Source organism: Segatella copri, from assembly GCF_026015625.1.
GTDB classification, from domain to species: Bacteria; Bacteroidota; Bacteroidia; order Bacteroidales; family Bacteroidaceae; genus Prevotella; species Prevotella copri_H.
The window spans coordinates 741,276-758,563 of sequence record NZ_JAPDVG010000001.1 but is presented as its reverse complement, the minus strand read 5'-3'; the positions used below and the strand labels follow the sequence as shown (position 1 = coordinate 758,563).

Sequence of the window (17,288 nt, the reverse complement as noted above, 5' to 3'; positions counted from 1 at the left end):
AAGATTTACTCTCGCGCGGGCAGGCAGGAACTTTCGGCCTGATTTTAGAAGAATTTGGAGTTGGAAGACACCTTGTCTAACTGTTGGGAAGAATCATACCCAACATAGCATATTGACTATATATTGATGGTAACCATTTTTATAGAGAGCATATCGAATCAAAACTATGATGAACAACCTGTTTGGCAAAATATTTTAGACATCGAACGCTGTGAAAGGGAAAAAGACGGTTTCGTGACAGTTTTTCCATTTCACAGCTTTTTATTTGGCATTATTTATATAAAACTCTGTTTTCTCATACAAATAGAAAAGACTCCGCAAAGGGTTTTAAAAACTTTTTTTTAAGTTGATGGTAATTTTGTTGCCATTTTATTTTTTTGTTTCATTTTTTTTTAGTACCTTTGCAAACGTTATCCTGAATACAATCTTTTTACCTTAAAGAAAACTAATACCTATTGAATGTAGAGCAGTTGTCTGAGAAGATAGCTGCTCTTGTCTTTTTTATACCTCCCCATATAATAAATACCGCAAAACATCCGTTTTTATTTATAGAAACAAGTCTTATCACTTGTATAAATCATCACAGAAGAAACAATGGAAACAGAAGTAAAGAAGATACCTTATCTCGATCTGAAGGCTATCAATGAGCCTTACGAGAAGGAGATAAAGGATGCTATCAACAAGGTGGTCAACAGCGGATGGTATCTGCAAGGTGAAACCGTAAAAAGGTTTGAGAAATCGTATGCACAGTTTATCGGTACAGAATACTGCATCAGCTGCGCTAATGGGACGGATGCGCTCAAACTGATGCTGATGGGCGAACTGGCTATCGGAAAGTTGCAGAAAGGTGATGAGGTGATTGTGCCTGCCAACACTTATTTCGCTACCGTACTTGCCATCAGCAGCGTAGGACTGACACCTGTATTGGTGGATGCCAATATCGATACATTACAGATAGATGACCAACTGATAGAAGCCCGAATCACACCGAAGACCAAAGCCATCATGATTGTTCATCTCTATGGCAAACTGGCATGGACTCCAAAGATTGCTGAAATCTGCAAGAAGCATCATCTCTTGCTTTTCGAAGACAATGCGCAGGGATTCGGATGCTCCACTACTCTATCTGACTCTTCTGAAAAACCACCGAAAAGAAGATATACCGGAAATCTTTCGGATGCTGCCGCCCACAGTTTTTATCCTAGCAAAAATCTGGGAGCATTGGGAGATGCGGGAGCTGTAACTACCAATAACAGGGAATTGGCGGAAGCCATCATGTCACTACACGAATATGGAAAGATAGAAGACGGCATCTTCAGATACCAGGGCGTCAACTCGCGCATGGATGAGATTCAGGCTGCGGTACTGAATGTGAAACTGCAATATCCTGAGAACGAACAGAAAGCGAGATACAGACAGGTACAGCTATATCTGGAGCATCTGGATGACAGCATCAAGGACAGATGCATCGCTGCGAAACTCATCTCTCCTGCTCATGAAAATGTTTTCCACGTCTTCCCTTTCCTTACCCCGAAGCGAGACCAACTGAAAGCTTTCCTGGCTGAGAATGGGGTCGGCACAAAGATTCATTACTTCCGCCCACCCTATCTGCAGCCATGCTATCCGGAAATGAATCATCTGGAATTTCCGGTAGCCAAGAGAATAGCTGACGAAGAACTGAGTCTGCCTTGCAACTCATCGCTCAACGATGAAGATATCATCAGAGTAAGCAAACTCATCAACCAGTTTTTGGTTTAAAGGTACTGCACCTTGGCACCGATAGAGAGGCCGAAGACATCCCAGAAACCGGCATTGCCGTTACGGTAGAAACGCATAAAGTAGATATCCGTTGTACCCAACTCATAGAAGAACGTAATACTCTTGATACGCTTACGTTTATTGTGCGGAATATCATACTTAAAACGTTCACCCAAGGCGATATTAGGACGGACTCTGGTAGAGAACGGATAGTAGCCGCTTTCATACTTGGTAGGCTGCTTTGTCCAGAAATCATGTCCGAACACCGTATTGAAATACAGACTGCACTCCAGCGGTTCAAACCACCAGCCCTTACCGATATTGCGACGCCAAGGAATGAAATTCTCCTTGAGCGTCATGGTTAACTTCTCATCGTCAGAACTGAACTTCGGGATGTAGCCAAACAAGAACTGCGTTTCCCACTGGCGGCGCTTACCATATTCCCATCCGATACCCAGCGAAACAATACCCATATTACCACAGGTCTGAATGATACCACTAGTAGGTATCAGCAAATTCCAATGCTTACGGTAGCGCATAATGCGGCGGTCATATCGGGTCAGTTTGCCATCCGCCAACACCAGCGTATCATGAACGATACTATCCGTCAGTTCCAACTCCTCACTTTTCCCGGTAACCTCATCGGCAGCATGAACCTGTACAGAACCTGCAGCAAGCAAAGCTCCCAGAATGAATATATGCTTAAAACTCAATAATTTCATAACGATAACCTTTTGGAGTAATGGTGAATATATAGTACTGATGCTTAGCGGCATTAGCCACCTGATAATAGATGATGCCATCGCCATAAATGTCATTTTGCTCGGTATGATGACCATGACCGTAAAGACAGCACATCAAACCAGGAAACTGATGGGTATAAAAATTGAAGACCTTAGCCACATTATTATTAAACTGTTCTGAATAAGGACCTGCATGCATGCAGACAATGGTACGCGAAAAGTCATCTGCATCTGCCTTAACCTGCTCTTCCATGAAATCGAAATTAGGTACAGGGCGGGAATAGTCGAACTCAATAGCATTGGTATTGAGGCAGACAAACTTTACCTTACCGGCAATGAAACTGAAATCCGGATTACCAAAGATTTTCTCATAAGCCTGGTTACCTGTTCCCAAACAGTCATGATTACCCAGCAGAGCCACGAAAGGTATCTTCAACTTCTGAAGATGGTCACGGGTCCACTGAAACTCACGGGTAGCACCAAAGTCGGTAAGGTCTCCACAATGAATCACGAAATCGAGGGAATCACTGCGGCGATTGATATCATTAACCTCACTCTTCAAATCATCCAACCACTGGTGCGAATCGCTGATCATAGCAAAACGGATTGTATCTTTCGACTTTACTGCAGCCTCAATCTTCTGAATATTGGTAACATTCAGATTTCTATCGCCGTCGATTTGCACATCATACGGATGAACATCGAAGACGGTATCGCAGGATGCCACCATACAGAGACAACAGGCAGCCAGGATATAGGGAATAATTTTATGCATTCTTGTCATATTAATCATTAAAACTCCTTTTTATAACTCTGAAATACTACTTTTTCTTCTTTTTCAACCTTGCATAGAAACCTTGCAACCTGCCTGGCTGACAACCGGCATCGAGCAATTTCTTCAAATCACGATAGGCTTCGTCTTTTCTTCCAAGCAGAATCAGGATGTCTACATGATTGAAAGCAAAATCCTCATTACCGGCATCCAACTCCATCGCCTTGGCGTAATCAAACTCTGCCAGCTCAAGCATACCCCTCTCCTTCTCCATGCCACCTCTTGCAGCATAAGCCATCGCACTGTCAGGGTATTGCTCTATCAGACTGTTAATGCCATCGTAAGCCTCGGTATAATGCTTATCTTTCTCATTGAGCAAAGCCAGACCGAGTTGCGCCTGGAAGTTGCCAGGAACAAGTACCAGAAGATTCTGATAATCGAGACGCGCAAAGTTATAACGGAGCAACTTCTCATTGACAAAGGCACGATAGAACAAACCGGCGATATTGGTATTGTTCAGAAAGAGTACCTTATCAAGATCATCCTTGGCATATTGCCATTGCTCCAACTGGATATTCCAAGCAGCCTTTTTCAGTCGCAGATCGATACTGTCGGGATGATATGCAAGCACTTCTGTAGCCTTGGAGAGTGAATCGCGCAAGGCTTTATTCTGAGCAGCACGTGCCTTGTCGGCATCTACGTTCTGCGCAGATACAGACAAAGAAACCATCGATGCCAATAATAATGTATAAAAACTTTTCATGGTGCAAAGTTAAGAAGACTTTTGCAAACTGCCAAATAAAAAACTATAAAACTTATTTGAGTTTACAAAAAGAACTAAATTTCAGAAAGACAGGACAATCAACAAGAAAAGAAGGTGTGTCATAAGCCACTTCCCATACGCCCTGAAAGGGCAGAAGCTCTTAGCCCGTCTTCGGCTGCCATTGTTTAAACTTATGACACACCCTCTTTTATCATCAAGCGCCGAAAAATCCATTTACAGATTAAGCATTCTTAATCCAGTTAACGATCCATGCGCCAACCTCAGTTGTGCCATAGTGAGCACCACCCTCTACCTGAATTTCAGGTGTGCGGACATTGGCATCGAGAGAAGCATCTACTGCCTTGCGGATCAAGGCGCCCTCCTCGTTCAAGCCGAAGTGCTCCAACAACATAGCTGCAGAAAGAATCTGAGCTACTGGGTTAGCCAGGTTCTTGCCAGCTGCCTGTGGCCATGAACCATGAACAGGCTCGAACAATGGTGTGTGCTCACCGAGAGAGCTGGATGGCTGCAAGCCCATAGAACCGGTGATGCAAGAAGTCTCATCGGTCAGGATATCGCCGAAGGTATTCTCTGTAACGATAACATCGAAGAATGTAGGCTCAGTCAATACGCGCATAGAAGCGTTGTCGATGAACATATAATCGGTGTTTACCTCAGGATACTGTGGCTCCATCTCCTTGGCAATCTGACGCCAGAGACGAGAAGATGCCAATACGTTTGCCTTATCTACTACTGTCAAGTGCTTGTTGCGCTTCATGGCAAACTCGAAAGCTACCTTCAGGATGCGCTCAATCTCAGGACGGGTATAGATATCAGTATCGTATGCCTTATCGTTATCCTGATACTTCTCACCGAAGTACATACCGCCAGTCAACTCGCGGATAACTACGAAGTCAGCACCCTTCAGGAGTTCATCCTTCAATGGTGACTTGTGGAGCAGGCAATCGAATGTGGCTACTGGGCGAACATTGGCGAAGAGGCCCAACTTCTTACGCATAGCGAGCAAGCCCTGCTCAGGACGAACCTTGGCTGTAGGGTTGTTGTCGAAACGTGGGTCACCAACGGCTGCGAAGAGTACAGCATCAGCATCCATACAAGTCTTGAAGGTCTCCTCTGGGAATGGATCACCTACCTTGTCGATAGCGTGAGCGCCGCAGATAGCCTCGTTGTAAGTAAACTCGTGGTTGAACTTCTCTGCAATGGCCTGCATAACTGCTACGCCCTGCTTCATAATCTCTGGTCCGATACCATCACCGGCGAGAACTGCAATGTTTAATTTCATCTTATCTGATTTTTTAATTGTTTATTTTTTGAATGATTAAAGCTTTTGCCCTTACAGGGCGCATTGCTAAATGCTACCTTATACCCAGGGTGTTACCCTGGGCTACGAGCTTCTGCCCCTTCAGGGCGTGCTGCTGAATAGAAACCTTCGGAGATATTTTCGTAACCTTCGAAGATATTTTTATATCCTTCGGAGATATTTTCGTAACCTTCGGAGATATTTTCATAATCTTCGGAGATATTATTCCATATCCAGATTTCGAGGCGAAACAGCCTGATCATCGCTCTTATCTGCCTCGTACATATTAATCATCTTCAGCGTTGCCTTGATAGCAGCTTCTGTCTGGTCAGCATCCAAGCCTCGGGTACGCCAGATACGGTCACCTTCACGCCAGGTAATGACGGTCTGAACGAGGGCATCGGTACGGCCACCAGGTGGGATGGTTACCTGATAGTTGTCGAGCTTAGGGAAGGTCTTGCCGAGCTTCACCTTATAGATATTGCGGAGGGCTTTCACGAAAGCATCATACTGACCATCACCTGAGCTCTGGTCTTCATACTCCTTGCCATCGATTTCTACCTTTACACTGGCGATAGGCTTCAAACCGTATGAGGTTGATACCATGTAACTTACCAGTTTCACCTTATCCTCTGGAGCTCCATGCTTCAATACATCACTCACGATGTATGGCAGGTCGTCCTGAGTTACCAGTTCCTTGCGGTCACCGAGTTCTGTGATTCGCTTGGTCACCGCCTTGGTCTGCTCCGGAGTCAACTCCAATCCCAGTTCGTTGAGGTTCTGGATGATGTTCGCCTTACCGGAATTCTTACCCAACGCATACTCACGATGTCTGCCGAAACGCTCTGGTACCAAGTCGTTGCAATAAAGCTTGTCCTTGTTGTCACCATCGGCATGCACACCAGCTACCTGGGTAAAGACGTTGTCTCCTACTACCGGAGTATTCGGAGCCACGGCAATGCCACTATATCCTTCAACCAATCGGGAAATATCGTTCAGACGGTCTTCCTTAATATTGGTCTTTGCCTCGAACATATCCTTCAGAATCACCTGAACACTTGCCAATGGTGCATTGCCACAACGCTCACCCAGACCATTCACGGTAACGTGAAGACCCTTGGCGCCGCTCAATACGGCAGCGAGCGAGTTGCTCACCGCCAAATCGTAGTCGTTATGGGCATGGAAGTCGAAGTGAGATTTCGGATAACGGCGAACCATCTGGCGCATATACTCCACACACTGCAATGGGTTCAGAATACCCAAAGTATCAGGAAGAAGGAAGCGCTTGATAGGCAGTTTTACCAACTCATCCATCATCATGAAGAGATAGTCACGACTGTCACGCATACCGCTCGACCAGTCCTCCAAGTAGAGATTCACGGTGAATCCCTTGCTCAAAGCATAGTCGATGGTCTGCTTGATATGAGCGAGATGCTCCTCAGGCGACATCTTGAGTTGCTGGGTGCAGTGCTTGTAGCTACCCTTAGCCAAGAGGTTGATGACATGACCGCCGCATTCAGCAATCCAATCCACACTCTTGTTGTTATCCACGAATCCCAATACCTCAACGGAATCCAGTTTACCTATAGTTTTGGCATAACGGCAAATTCGAGCGACAGCATCCTTTTCACCTTCTGACACACGCGCTGAAGCCACCTCAATGCGATCTACATTGATGTCGTGCAACAGCATTCTTGCTATCATCAACTTCTCGTGAGGAAGGAAACTGACACCATTGGTCTGCTCGCCGTCGCGCAGCGTGCAGTCCATGATCTCAATCTCCTTGATGCGGGAATTATCTCTCTTTGCGTTAACGTTCATAATTACTTGTTTTTAGCTTCCCAAGCCTCAACCTTGTCGCGGTTCTGAACGAGGAAGTCTACATCGTCCAAACCATTCTCCAAACAGTGTTTCTTGTAACCGTTGATTTCGAAGTGCTCGCTCTTGCCGGTAGCAAGATTGGTCACGGTCTGGTTAGGAAGATCTACCTTCACCTCTGTCTTGTGATCCTTGTCGATGCTCTCGAAGAGTTCCTTCAGGAATTCCTCGCTTACTACTACTGGCAATACAAGGTTGTTCAATTCGTTGTTCTTGTGGATATCAGCGAAGAAAGAGCTGATGACTACACGGAAGCCTGCACCTGCGATAGCCCAGGCAGCGTGCTCACGGGAAGAACCGGAGCCGAAGTTCTTGCCAGCTACGAGGATGACACCACTGTAAGAAGGGTCGTTCATCACGAAGTCTGGCTTTGGAGTTCCGTCGGCATTGTAGCGCCAGTCGCGGAAGAGGTTATCGCCCATGCCCTCTTTATCGATGGCCTTGAGGAAACGGGCTGGGATGATCTGGTCTGTATCTACATTCTCCAAAGGAAGAGGAATGCAGCTTGATGTAATTACATTGAATTTCTGTTTCATTTCAATTTTTCATTTAACATTGAACACTTAACATTACATAAACTCTCTTGGGTCGGTAATCTTACCTGTAATAGCGGCAGCAGCTGCTACGTATGGACTGGCAAGGATGGTGCGGGAACCTGGTCCCTGACGACCCTCGAAGTTACGGTTGGATGTACTTACAGAGTACTTGCCTGCAGGAATCTTATCATCGTTCATTGCCAGGCAGGCAGAGCATCCAGGCTGACGGATTTCGAAGCCGGCAGCCTCAACAATCTTATCAATTCCCTCTTCACGTATTTGTTTATCAACCAACCATGAACCTGGTACAAGCAAAGCAGTTACGCCATCTGCCTTCTTCTTTCCTTTAACAAGAGAAGCGAAAGCACGGAAGTCTTCAATACGTCCATTGGTACATGCGCCCAAGAATACATAATCGATAGGATGACCCTCGAGTTTCTCGCCTGGCTGAAAGCCCATGTAGTTGAGGCTCTTCTTGAAACCAGCCTGCTCTTCCTCAGGAATCTCATCAAGCGTTGGGATGCTTTCGGTGATGCCGATACCCATACCTGGGTTGGTACCATAGGTGATACGTGGTTCGATATCCTTTGCCTCGAAAGTCAACTCTTTGTCGAAGACTGCATCATCTCCACTCTTCAAGGTCTTCCAGTAAGCCACAGCCTTGTCCCACTCTTCACCCTTAGGTGCATATTCACGACCCTTGATGTACTCGAATGTGGTCTCATCAGGAGCTACGAAACCACCACGGGCACCCATCTCAATAGAGAGGTTACAGAGGGTAAGACGACCTTCCATAGACATATCCTTCACTACATCGCCACTGTACTCAACGAAGTAACCGGTAGCACCTGAAGTAGTGAGCTGGCTCATCAGATAGAGAGCAACGTCCTTGGCAGTAACGCCCTTGCTGAGCTTACCGTTGATGCTGATACGCATAGACTTTGGCTTGCTCTGGAGAATACATTGTGAAGCCATCACCATCTCAACCTCAGAAGTACCGATACCGAAAGCTACGGCACCCATGGCACCATGGGTAGAAGTATGAGAGTCGCCACAGACGATGGTCATACCAGGAAGAGAAATACCCTTCTCAGGACCTACTACGTGGATGATACCATTGTCCTTGGTGTTCATGGCAAAGTGAGTTACGCCGAAATCAGCAGTATTCTTTGCCAAGGTATCTACCTGCTTTTTTGAGATAGGATCCTCAATTGGTTTATCCTGATCGTGGGTTGGAGTATTGTGGTCAGGCATACAGAAAATCTGGTCTGGACGGAACATCTTGAGTCCGCGTGCTCGCATACCAGCGAATGCCTGAGGTGATGTTACTTCGTGACAGTAGAGACGGTCGATGTAAAGCTGAGTAGGACCGTCCGGAACAATCTGGACAACGTGCTTGTCCCAAATCTTGTCGAATAATGTATTCATAATATCTTTTGTTATATATATGTTTATCTAATCTTAAACTTGTTAATACAATCAATGTAAGCCTCAACAGAAGCCGTAACGATGTCGGTATCTGCACCGAAGCCATAATATACATGACCATCGTATTCCACCTGCATGTGAACCTTGCCCACATCGTCAGAGCCCTTGTCGATTGCCTGGATAGTGAACTCCTTGAGATTCATCTCCTTGGTGATGATCTTCTTGAGAGCATTGATAGCAGCATCTACCGGACCGTTACCAGATGATGCAGCCTCAAACTTCTGACCTGCAATATCAAGACCGATACTTGCCACGCTCTTCACGCCCTTACCTGTAGTAACCTGCAACCAGTCGAGCTGAACACCATGCTTATCAGCAGAATCAGCACCAGCAAGCATCAAAACATCCTCATCGGTAACTTCCTTCTTCTTATCAGCCAGTTGGAGGAACTTCTTGTAAATCTTGTCGAGCTTCTCCTCATCATTAATCTCTACACCATTGACATGGAGACGGTACTTCAATGCAGCACGACCAGAACGGGCTGTCAGAACGATAGCATTGTCATCCAATCCAACTTCCTTAGGATCAATGATTTCGTAAGTCTGGACATTCTTCAAGACACCATCCTGATGGATACCAGAAGAATGAGCAAATGCATTGCGACCCACGATAGCCTTGTTTGGCTGAACAGGCATATTCATCAGGCTGCTCACCATGCGTGAGGTAGGAATAATCTTGGTGGTATTGATGTTGGTATCAATATTGATATGCTTGTGACACTTCAGAATCATGGCAATCTCTTCGAGCGAAGTATTACCTGCACGCTCACCGATACCATTGATGGTAACCTCAACCTGGCGTGCACCATTCAAAACACCCTGCAGGGTATTGGCAGTTGCCATACCGAGGTCGTTATGACAGTGGGTAGAAAGGCGTGCCTTGTCAATGCCATCAACATGCTCCATGAGATACTTGATTTTGTCACCATATTCATCAGGCAGACAATAACCTGTAGTATCAGGAATGTTCACTACAGTAGCACCCGCCTTGACAACAGCCTCTACGACACGAGCCAGATACTCATTATCGGTACGGCCTGCATCCTCAGCATAGAACTCAACGTCCTCAACATACTTTTTAGCATACTTGACAGCAGCTACAGCACGTTCGATGATTTCCTCGCGGGTAGAATTGAACTTATACTTGATATGACTGTCGCTGGTACCGATACCGGTATGGATTCTCTTATGCTTGGCATACTGCAAAGCCTCAGCAGCACAATCAATATCTTTTTCTACGGCACGGGTAAGTGCACAAATAGTAGGCCAGGTTACAGCCTTAGAGATTTCTACCACTGAATTGAAGTCGCCCGGACTTGATATTGGAAATCCAGCCTCAATTACATCCACGCCCAACTGCTCCAGTTGCTTTGCCACCTGAATCTTCTCAACTGTGTTCAACTGACATCCCGGAACCTGTTCGCCATCGCGGAGGGTCGTGTCGAAAATGTATAATCTGTCACTCATATCTTTAAAATTTTAAATTTACACCTTATAATATATATAAGAGCTACACATTCAGAACGCACTACGTTTATATAGCAATCCGTGCAGAAGCATCAGATAAAGTAAAAAGCCTTCCCCCACTCCATAGACGGAAGTGTAGAAAGGCTTTTAATATCTTATGCGATGAACTATACGCACACCTTATCACTTCCGCCCACAAACTGCAGTCGAAGTCGAATAATAATGCTTGTAATGTTCAACGATGTTGTTCTCATATCTATCTTATTATGTTATATTCTTAAATTCGCATGCAAAGATAACACTTTTATTTGATACTAGCAAACAATTTATAACTTTTTTAATAGAAATGATAACAAATTCCTATATCCTTATAGTTTTTTCACCCAAAAACGTTAATTCTGTGCTAGAATTTGGCGAAAAAGCCAGTTTGTGAGTGAAAAATTGACAAACTCTAACCTTAGAAAGGCAGATTCTCTGCAGGCGGCGGTGGTAGCGGACTACCATCCTGCCCTCCGCCATTCATCCTAGAGCCTACAATCTCACCACCTTCTTCGACAGGTGCTGCTGCAGCATCCTGCGGATCCTGGAATCGGGTAAATTCTCCACGGAAGTTCAGGAGAACATCTCCAACAGAGCCCTTACGGTGCTTGGCAATGATAATCTGTGCCATACCATGAAGGTCATTACCCTTTTCATCCTGATAGATATGATAATATTCCGGGCGGTGAACGAAAAGCACCATATCGGCATCCTGCTCGATGGCACCGGATTCACGGAGGTCACTTAACTGAGGTCGCTTTCCTTCCAAACCCTCACGGTTCTCTACATTACGGGAGAGCTGCGAAAGAGCAAGCACAGGAATATTCAGTTCTTTGGCAATACCTTTGAGCGAACGGGAGATGGTAGATACCTCCTCCTGACGGCTACCAAACTTCATACCATTGGCATTCATCAGCTGGAGATAGTCGATCATCAACAGTTTAACACCCTTTTCCCTTACCAGTCGGCGCGCCTTGGTACGGAGTTCGAAAACAGAAAGACCAGGCGTATCATCAATATAAATAGGTGCACCTGTCAGTTTTCTCAGTTTTTTATCCAACCGTTCCCATTCTGGCTGTTCCAATTGTCCGTTCAGTATTTTTTTACCCGAAATCTCGCAAACATTCGAGATGAGTCGGTTCACCAACTGAACGTTATTCATTTCCAGAGAGAAGAATCCGATAGGCACATCATAATCTACCGCCACATTCTTGGCAATACTCAATGCAAAGGAAGTCTTACCCATGGCAGGACGACCGGCGATAATCACAAGGTCGGACGGTTGCCAACCTGATGTTATATCATCCAACCCACGATAACCCGTAGGAATACCGGTAAGACCACCCGAGTTCTGAGCAGCGCGCTGCAAGATGGCAACGGCCTCCTTTACAACCGGATCAATCTGTGTATAATCCTGCTTCATATTGTTCTGCGAAAGCTGGAAGAGTTCACCTTCAGCTTTCTGCATCAGTTCATCCACATCCACACCTTCTTCATACGCCATCGTCTCGATGTCGCCGGCATAATGAATCAGCTGACGCTGCATATATTTCTGCGCCAGGATACGGGCATGCGACTCTACATGGGCAGCCGAAGCCATGCCTGCAGAAATATCCATGAGATATTGTGCTCCTCCCACCTTATCCAGTTCGCCAGTCTTGGCTAACTGATCGGCAAGAGTCATGATATCCACAGGCCGTTCCTCCATGTTCATCACCTGGATAGCCTGATATATTCTCTTATGACGCGGGTCATAAAAAGTATCCGGCTTGAGCAACTCCGACACCACCGAAAAGGCATCAGAATCTATCATCAAGGCACCCAGTACCGCCTGCTCCACATTCACAGCCTGCGGCTGCAAATGGGCGTAGGTTGGATCTATCTGTACCTTATTCTTATTTTTATTATTCTCCGCCATCTTTATTGTTTTTTCCTTTCCTCGAAAACTTTTTTTGTTATAAATTCCAATTCTATAGGCGCAATACCACGATTATCGAGCCAATCTCCCATCTCGAGCAGGCCGAGTGCATCTATATCTTCCTTAGGGGAAAAAGCTGCATGACCAGATGCTTCATCCAAAAATCTGATAGCTGCAGATCCTCCCTTTTTCACGAGAACGCAGAGTCCATAATAGAAAAATTTCATAGACTCCCATCTGTGGTCTTGTGGCTTGGAAACTTTGTTCACCATCGCAGATAACATTTTCATGAACATGCGTTCCTTATCATCCTTATCCATATCTGTCATGTCAGAATTCAATATTTCCCTGATTTCATTATCATCACTATTTTGCAGATAAGGTTCTATTAAAGCCATTGCATGGTCAATGTTTTTATCGCCTTCCGATTCTGAAAAGAGCAAAGAGAAAGCCAGTCTGCATTCAACCTGTTCTTCCTTAGGATACTGTTCATCCATCTGGAAAGCCCATTCCAAAGCCTCTTTATAATGATGGAGTTTCAATAAGAGATCGGTCTTTTTCAGCTTGAGTTTAAACTGCTTACTCTCATCTGATTCTTCTTTAATCAAGCAATTCAATGATATTAAAGCCGCCGGGTCTTTTATCTCCTCTTCTATTTCTAATTTCAACTCCGTGGCAGCCTTATAAGTTGGGCTTGTTTTCTTAATCACATAGAGATGTTCAAGCGCTTCATCATATTTTTCCTCCGATTTGTATGCCAATGCAAGCATCATATGCTCTTCGTCGGTATATTTTTCCAGATTACGCAAAATCTTGCTAACAAAGGCATAGTCACCTCTTTTAGCAGAGAAACGGGCCAGCGACAGGCGATACTTGTCATATTCCGGTTTAGCAAACAGTCCCGTAGTAAAGAAAGGAATTTCCTTCTGCACTTCGAAAGGATTATCAAATGCCTTCCTCATTGGAGAGAGAGTATAGAATCGGTAGAGGTCCTGCACATAGCGATGACGAACCCTAACTGCACGTTTCTTCTTTTCCTCTTCTGAGAGATTCTCTTCATGTTCCATTACCGAATCAAGCAGTGTGACATTTTCAGAATCCTTTGCTTCTGTAGAATCAGTCTCATCCTCTACTGGCTCTTCGGTATTCTGCTCTTTTTCCACCTCATCTTCTTCGTCATAAAAAACAGGACCAGACACCATATTTTCCGGGGTAACATCCAATGATTCAATAAATTCCTTAGATGTATTATTCAATGAAAGAATGATGCTATACAGATCGGTATCACACATAGAGGCGCCTCTCAAGAGATTGTTGATGAAATTGCGATGCTGTTTCATCGTAGCCCGAACATTCTTGAGCGTAGAATTACGGACATAGAAAGGAACAAACCAATTATAGAGTGAATGGAAATGACCGAAGCTCTTCTGGTTGGCAAACTGATGATAATAGACATCAACTCCTATATCTTCTGAATTCAACATATAGTCGAAGGCTCCCTTAAGGGCATCATCAGGATTCTCCCCATCTGCTGAGAAGCAATTAAGTCCCAATTCACCCGTTTGGTCTATCTTTTCGGCCAAATCCTGAGTAAAAGAAGTGAACATGGTCTTCACCACGGAATGCATCATCTCCTTGCTATCCTTTTTACTGGTAAGACATAGACGCATCTGGCGTTGGAGATCAACACAGGCTGCCAAAAAATCATCGTCCATGATCAAGCCAGCAGCAGAATCCCAATATTTCTGTTTTTCACCCGAATTGGTTATTGCACAGAAAACGAAACCCACCAAAGCTCGCTGACGAACACTGCATGTACTGTCGTCAGACTTGATTAAGCGCATCAAGACTGCAAGTCTAGAGGCATCCATGAATACAGAGCATGACAATGAAACAGCCGAAACTATCATATTGATGGTGTATGGATCTACCAAATCGGAAGCGATGATATCAAGAATATTCTTGACAAAATCATCATTCCAGTCTTCAGTTGTCAAAATATAAGAAAACACCATATTGCGATAGGCATTAAGCTGCTCTTGTATCTTTTGTCTTTCCTCGTCTATCTGTTCTTCAGACAAGTCTACCTTCAAATTTAGCATAGCTTCATCTGTAGCAAATTTCTCAAAGGTTTCCTGTACCTCATCAAAACTTTTCAGATTCTGAGCTCTTTTGTTAAGTGCAACAAACGTAGGCTCATTTGCCAAAATCCAAGCGTGACGCACTTTACCAAAGAACTTATCAGTATCAAGATCTAAAGTTTGAGCAAGATTATAAAGCTCTCGGTGTTTAAGCTTGCCATCTATATAATCATGATATAAAGCATCATATCTTTTTTCAATTTCCGCAATTTCAGGCTGACACGATTCGAGCCCCACTTCCTGGTCAATTATCTTGCGAATAGCCTCAATTCTGGATATAGTAGTGACATTTTCATGCGAAAACTTTGTCCAGCTAAAATCTTCTCTTTTCATAAGCCGCTTATTTTTGTGCTACAGCCAGGTCACGACGTCTTGGTTCCATAGCGTGTTCATATTTAAGTTTTGGAAGATTACTGATGGTTTTAGCATCGGCACCCGTATATTTTGTGATGATACTTGCATAATGCTGTACCCCACGACTGTTTATGCTATCAACAGCAATATTATACGCCTTGATAAACTTGGCAACTTGGTCTTTACGGCGCGGCTCTGAAAGTATTTTCTTGCGGAAAGCCACAACACCTAACTGCAAGTTCTTATCTCTGCTGTCAAAGAGTTTTACATGCTGTTCAAGTCGGGCTTTGGTAGCTTGAGGTTCTGGCAGCAACATGGCATCCATCTCGTTGTTAAGCAACATACGCAGACGGATGTTCAAATCGTTGATTTGAACCTTATAAGCATCATATTTAGGCTTACCGCTATCGATTGCTAAAGTAGCCAGATAATCAGTTGCAGAGTAGCGGGTCATTGCCACCATCTTATCTGACAGTTGTTTCAGTTCGGATATACGCGAACGCTTATTGGTGATAAACTGCCAATAAAGATTGGTAGAAATAGGGTACGTCAAAGCAGTACCCCGTTTCTCTATATGATGAGCACGAATCAGATCGGTCACGGCTCCCTCTACGCGCTTGCGCTCGATAGCAGTATCACAATCCATTTGTGCAGTATATCTACGCAAATGCACGTCTACACCTTGCTGCTCGAAGATACTGTCATCACATGCCAGAAAGATTGGCAGGCAGTCCATTGTTGGCATCACCGCTATCTTCAGCGCAGCACGGTCTAGGCTATCCAATCTAGCCTTTTCCTTCTTGCTCAAGCGATGACGTTCTGCTTCCGACTTGCCACATCCTGCAAATCCTATAGCCAGCAAGAGCATCAAGGCTGCAAACGTTTTGAACTTATTCATTATCAATCCTTTAATCATTTGTTATTCTACATAGAGAACCAATCCCTTCAAATATTCACCTTCCGGATGATAAATATTGATAGGATGGTCGGCAGGCTGATGCAACTGGTGCAAGATGCGAACCTTTCTTCCAGCCTGCGCTGCAGCAGTAAACACAGCATTGCGGAACTGATCCTTCGTAACCACCTGAGAGCAACTGAAGGTAAAAAGGATGCCGCCCTTCTTAATACGCTGCAAGCCCTTTACGTTCAGGCGGGTATAGCCCTTCAACGCATTGCGCAAAGCCGCACGGTGCTTGGCAAAAGCAGGAGGATCAAGAACAATCAGATCATACTGCTGGTCATGTTCATCAAGATACTTGAAGGCATCTTCGCAGATAGCCTCATGGCGTGCATCTCCAGGGAAATTGAGCGCAATATTCTCATTGGTCAATTCTATCGCCTTGGCACTGCTGTCTACGGAGTGAACAGCCTTAGCCTCTCCTCTCATCGCATAAACTGAAAAACCGCCGGTATAGCAGAACATGTTGAGCACGCTCTTACCCTTGGCATAATGCTCGAGCAGCGAACGGTTCTCACGCTGATCTACGAAGAAACCCGTTTTCTGACCACGCAACCAGTCGATATGGAATTTCAGTCCATTCTCTACAGCTACATCGTCAGCATCACCTCCCAGTATAAAGCCATTTTCCTGTCTGAGGTCAGCCTTATACGGTAAGGTTGTCTCACTCTTATAGTAGATATTCTCCAGTGCTTCGCCCATCACCTTCTTCAAGGCTTTGGCTATCTCCATGCGGCAAACATGCATACCCACACTGTGAGCCTGCATGACAGCAGTAGGACCATAGCAGTCGATAACAAGTCCCGGCAAGTTATCACCCTCACCATGAACCAAGCGATAAGTAGTATTGGATGAATTACCGGCAATACCCAAAGCGAGTCTCATCTTATATGCCGAATCCAATCTGGCACACCAGTACTCCTCATCAATCTCAATATCTCTAAAAGAAAGAACACGTACAGCGATAGAACCGATCTGATAATGACCTATAGCAATGAATTCACCACTACGGGTAAACACTCTCACAATGTCGCCCTCCTCTATGCCCTCATCCATTGCCTGGATAGCACCCGAGAAGATCCATGGATGAAAACGCTTGAGCGATTCTTCCTTACCTTTCTTTAAATATACGCTTTTATACATATTTATATAT

The 17,288-nt window shown here is 44.8% G+C and carries 13 protein-coding genes; 1 reads left to right on the top strand and 12 read right to left on the bottom strand.

All coding sequences use genetic code 11. The annotated features are described in order from the left end of the window. The first annotated feature begins 594 nt into the window (after positions 1–594). Positions 595–1,758 (top strand): DegT/DnrJ/EryC1/StrS family aminotransferase, encoded by a 1,164-nt coding sequence (locus ONT19_RS03255; RefSeq protein ID WP_264952306.1) that lies wholly within the window; start codon positions 595–597, stop codon positions 1,756–1,758. On the opposite strand, the gene ONT19_RS03250 is transcribed toward ONT19_RS03255, so the two are convergent. From ONT19_RS03250 to ONT19_RS03195, 12 genes are all read right to left on the bottom strand, one after another. Next, entirely contained in the window at positions 1,755–2,480 is a 726-nt protein-coding gene (locus ONT19_RS03250; RefSeq protein WP_264952307.1) for a hypothetical protein, read from the bottom strand. The genes ONT19_RS03255 and ONT19_RS03250 overlap by 4 nt on opposite strands. Continuing rightward, the gene (locus ONT19_RS03245) at positions 2,461–3,276 is read right to left on the bottom strand and encodes a metallophosphoesterase family protein (RefSeq protein ID WP_264952308.1); all 816 of its coding nucleotides are present in this window, start codon (positions 3,274–3,276) and stop codon (positions 2,461–2,463) included. Before ONT19_RS03245 ends, ONT19_RS03250 begins: the two co-directional genes overlap by 20 nt. Positions 3,277–3,322: 46 nt before the next feature. Next, complete coding sequence (locus ONT19_RS03240) at positions 3,323–4,036, bottom strand: tetratricopeptide repeat protein (protein ID WP_228121596.1); 714 nt, start codon at positions 4,034–4,036, stop codon at positions 3,323–3,325. A gap of 241 nt (positions 4,037–4,277) precedes the next feature. Further along, positions 4,278–5,339, bottom strand: coding sequence for a 3-isopropylmalate dehydrogenase (gene leuB, locus ONT19_RS03235; protein WP_264952309.1), 1,062 nt, complete (start codon positions 5,337–5,339; stop codon positions 4,278–4,280). Positions 5,340–5,579: 240 nt separating this feature from the next. Further along, positions 5,580–7,178, bottom strand: a complete 1,599-nt coding sequence (locus ONT19_RS03230; protein WP_117693072.1) for an alpha-isopropylmalate synthase regulatory domain-containing protein — start codon at positions 7,176–7,178, stop codon at positions 5,580–5,582. Positions 7,179–7,180: 2 nt separating this feature from the next. Continuing rightward, positions 7,181–7,771, bottom strand: a complete 591-nt coding sequence (gene leuD, locus ONT19_RS03225; RefSeq protein WP_006846819.1) for a 3-isopropylmalate dehydratase small subunit — start codon at positions 7,769–7,771, stop codon at positions 7,181–7,183. A gap of 33 nt (positions 7,772–7,804) precedes the next feature. Then, positions 7,805–9,199: a 3-isopropylmalate dehydratase large subunit gene (gene leuC / locus ONT19_RS03220; protein WP_264952310.1), complete on the bottom strand. Its 1,395-nt coding sequence runs from the start codon at positions 9,197–9,199 to the stop codon at positions 7,805–7,807. Between the two features lie 23 nt (positions 9,200–9,222). After that, positions 9,223–10,725: a 2-isopropylmalate synthase gene (locus ONT19_RS03215; protein WP_118066228.1), complete on the bottom strand. Its 1,503-nt coding sequence runs from the start codon at positions 10,723–10,725 to the stop codon at positions 9,223–9,225. A 457-nt stretch (positions 10,726–11,182) separates the two neighbouring features. Next, positions 11,183–12,682 (bottom strand): replicative DNA helicase, encoded by a 1,500-nt coding sequence (gene dnaB, locus ONT19_RS03210; RefSeq protein ID WP_117693067.1) that lies wholly within the window; start codon positions 12,680–12,682, stop codon positions 11,183–11,185. A 2-nt stretch (positions 12,683–12,684) separates the two neighbouring features. Further along, on the bottom strand, positions 12,685–15,156 hold the full coding sequence (locus tag ONT19_RS03205; RefSeq protein WP_264952311.1) for a hypothetical protein: 2,472 nt from the start codon (positions 15,154–15,156) through the stop codon (positions 12,685–12,687). Positions 15,157–15,163: 7 nt separating this feature from the next. After that, complete coding sequence (locus ONT19_RS03200) at positions 15,164–16,075, bottom strand: ABC transporter substrate-binding protein (RefSeq protein ID WP_264952312.1); 912 nt, start codon at positions 16,073–16,075, stop codon at positions 15,164–15,166. 21 nt (positions 16,076–16,096) lie between these two features. Beyond that, positions 16,097–17,278, bottom strand: a complete 1,182-nt coding sequence (locus ONT19_RS03195) for a class I SAM-dependent rRNA methyltransferase (RefSeq protein ID WP_022120962.1) — start codon at positions 17,276–17,278, stop codon at positions 16,097–16,099. Positions 17,279–17,288 lie beyond the last annotated feature (10 nt).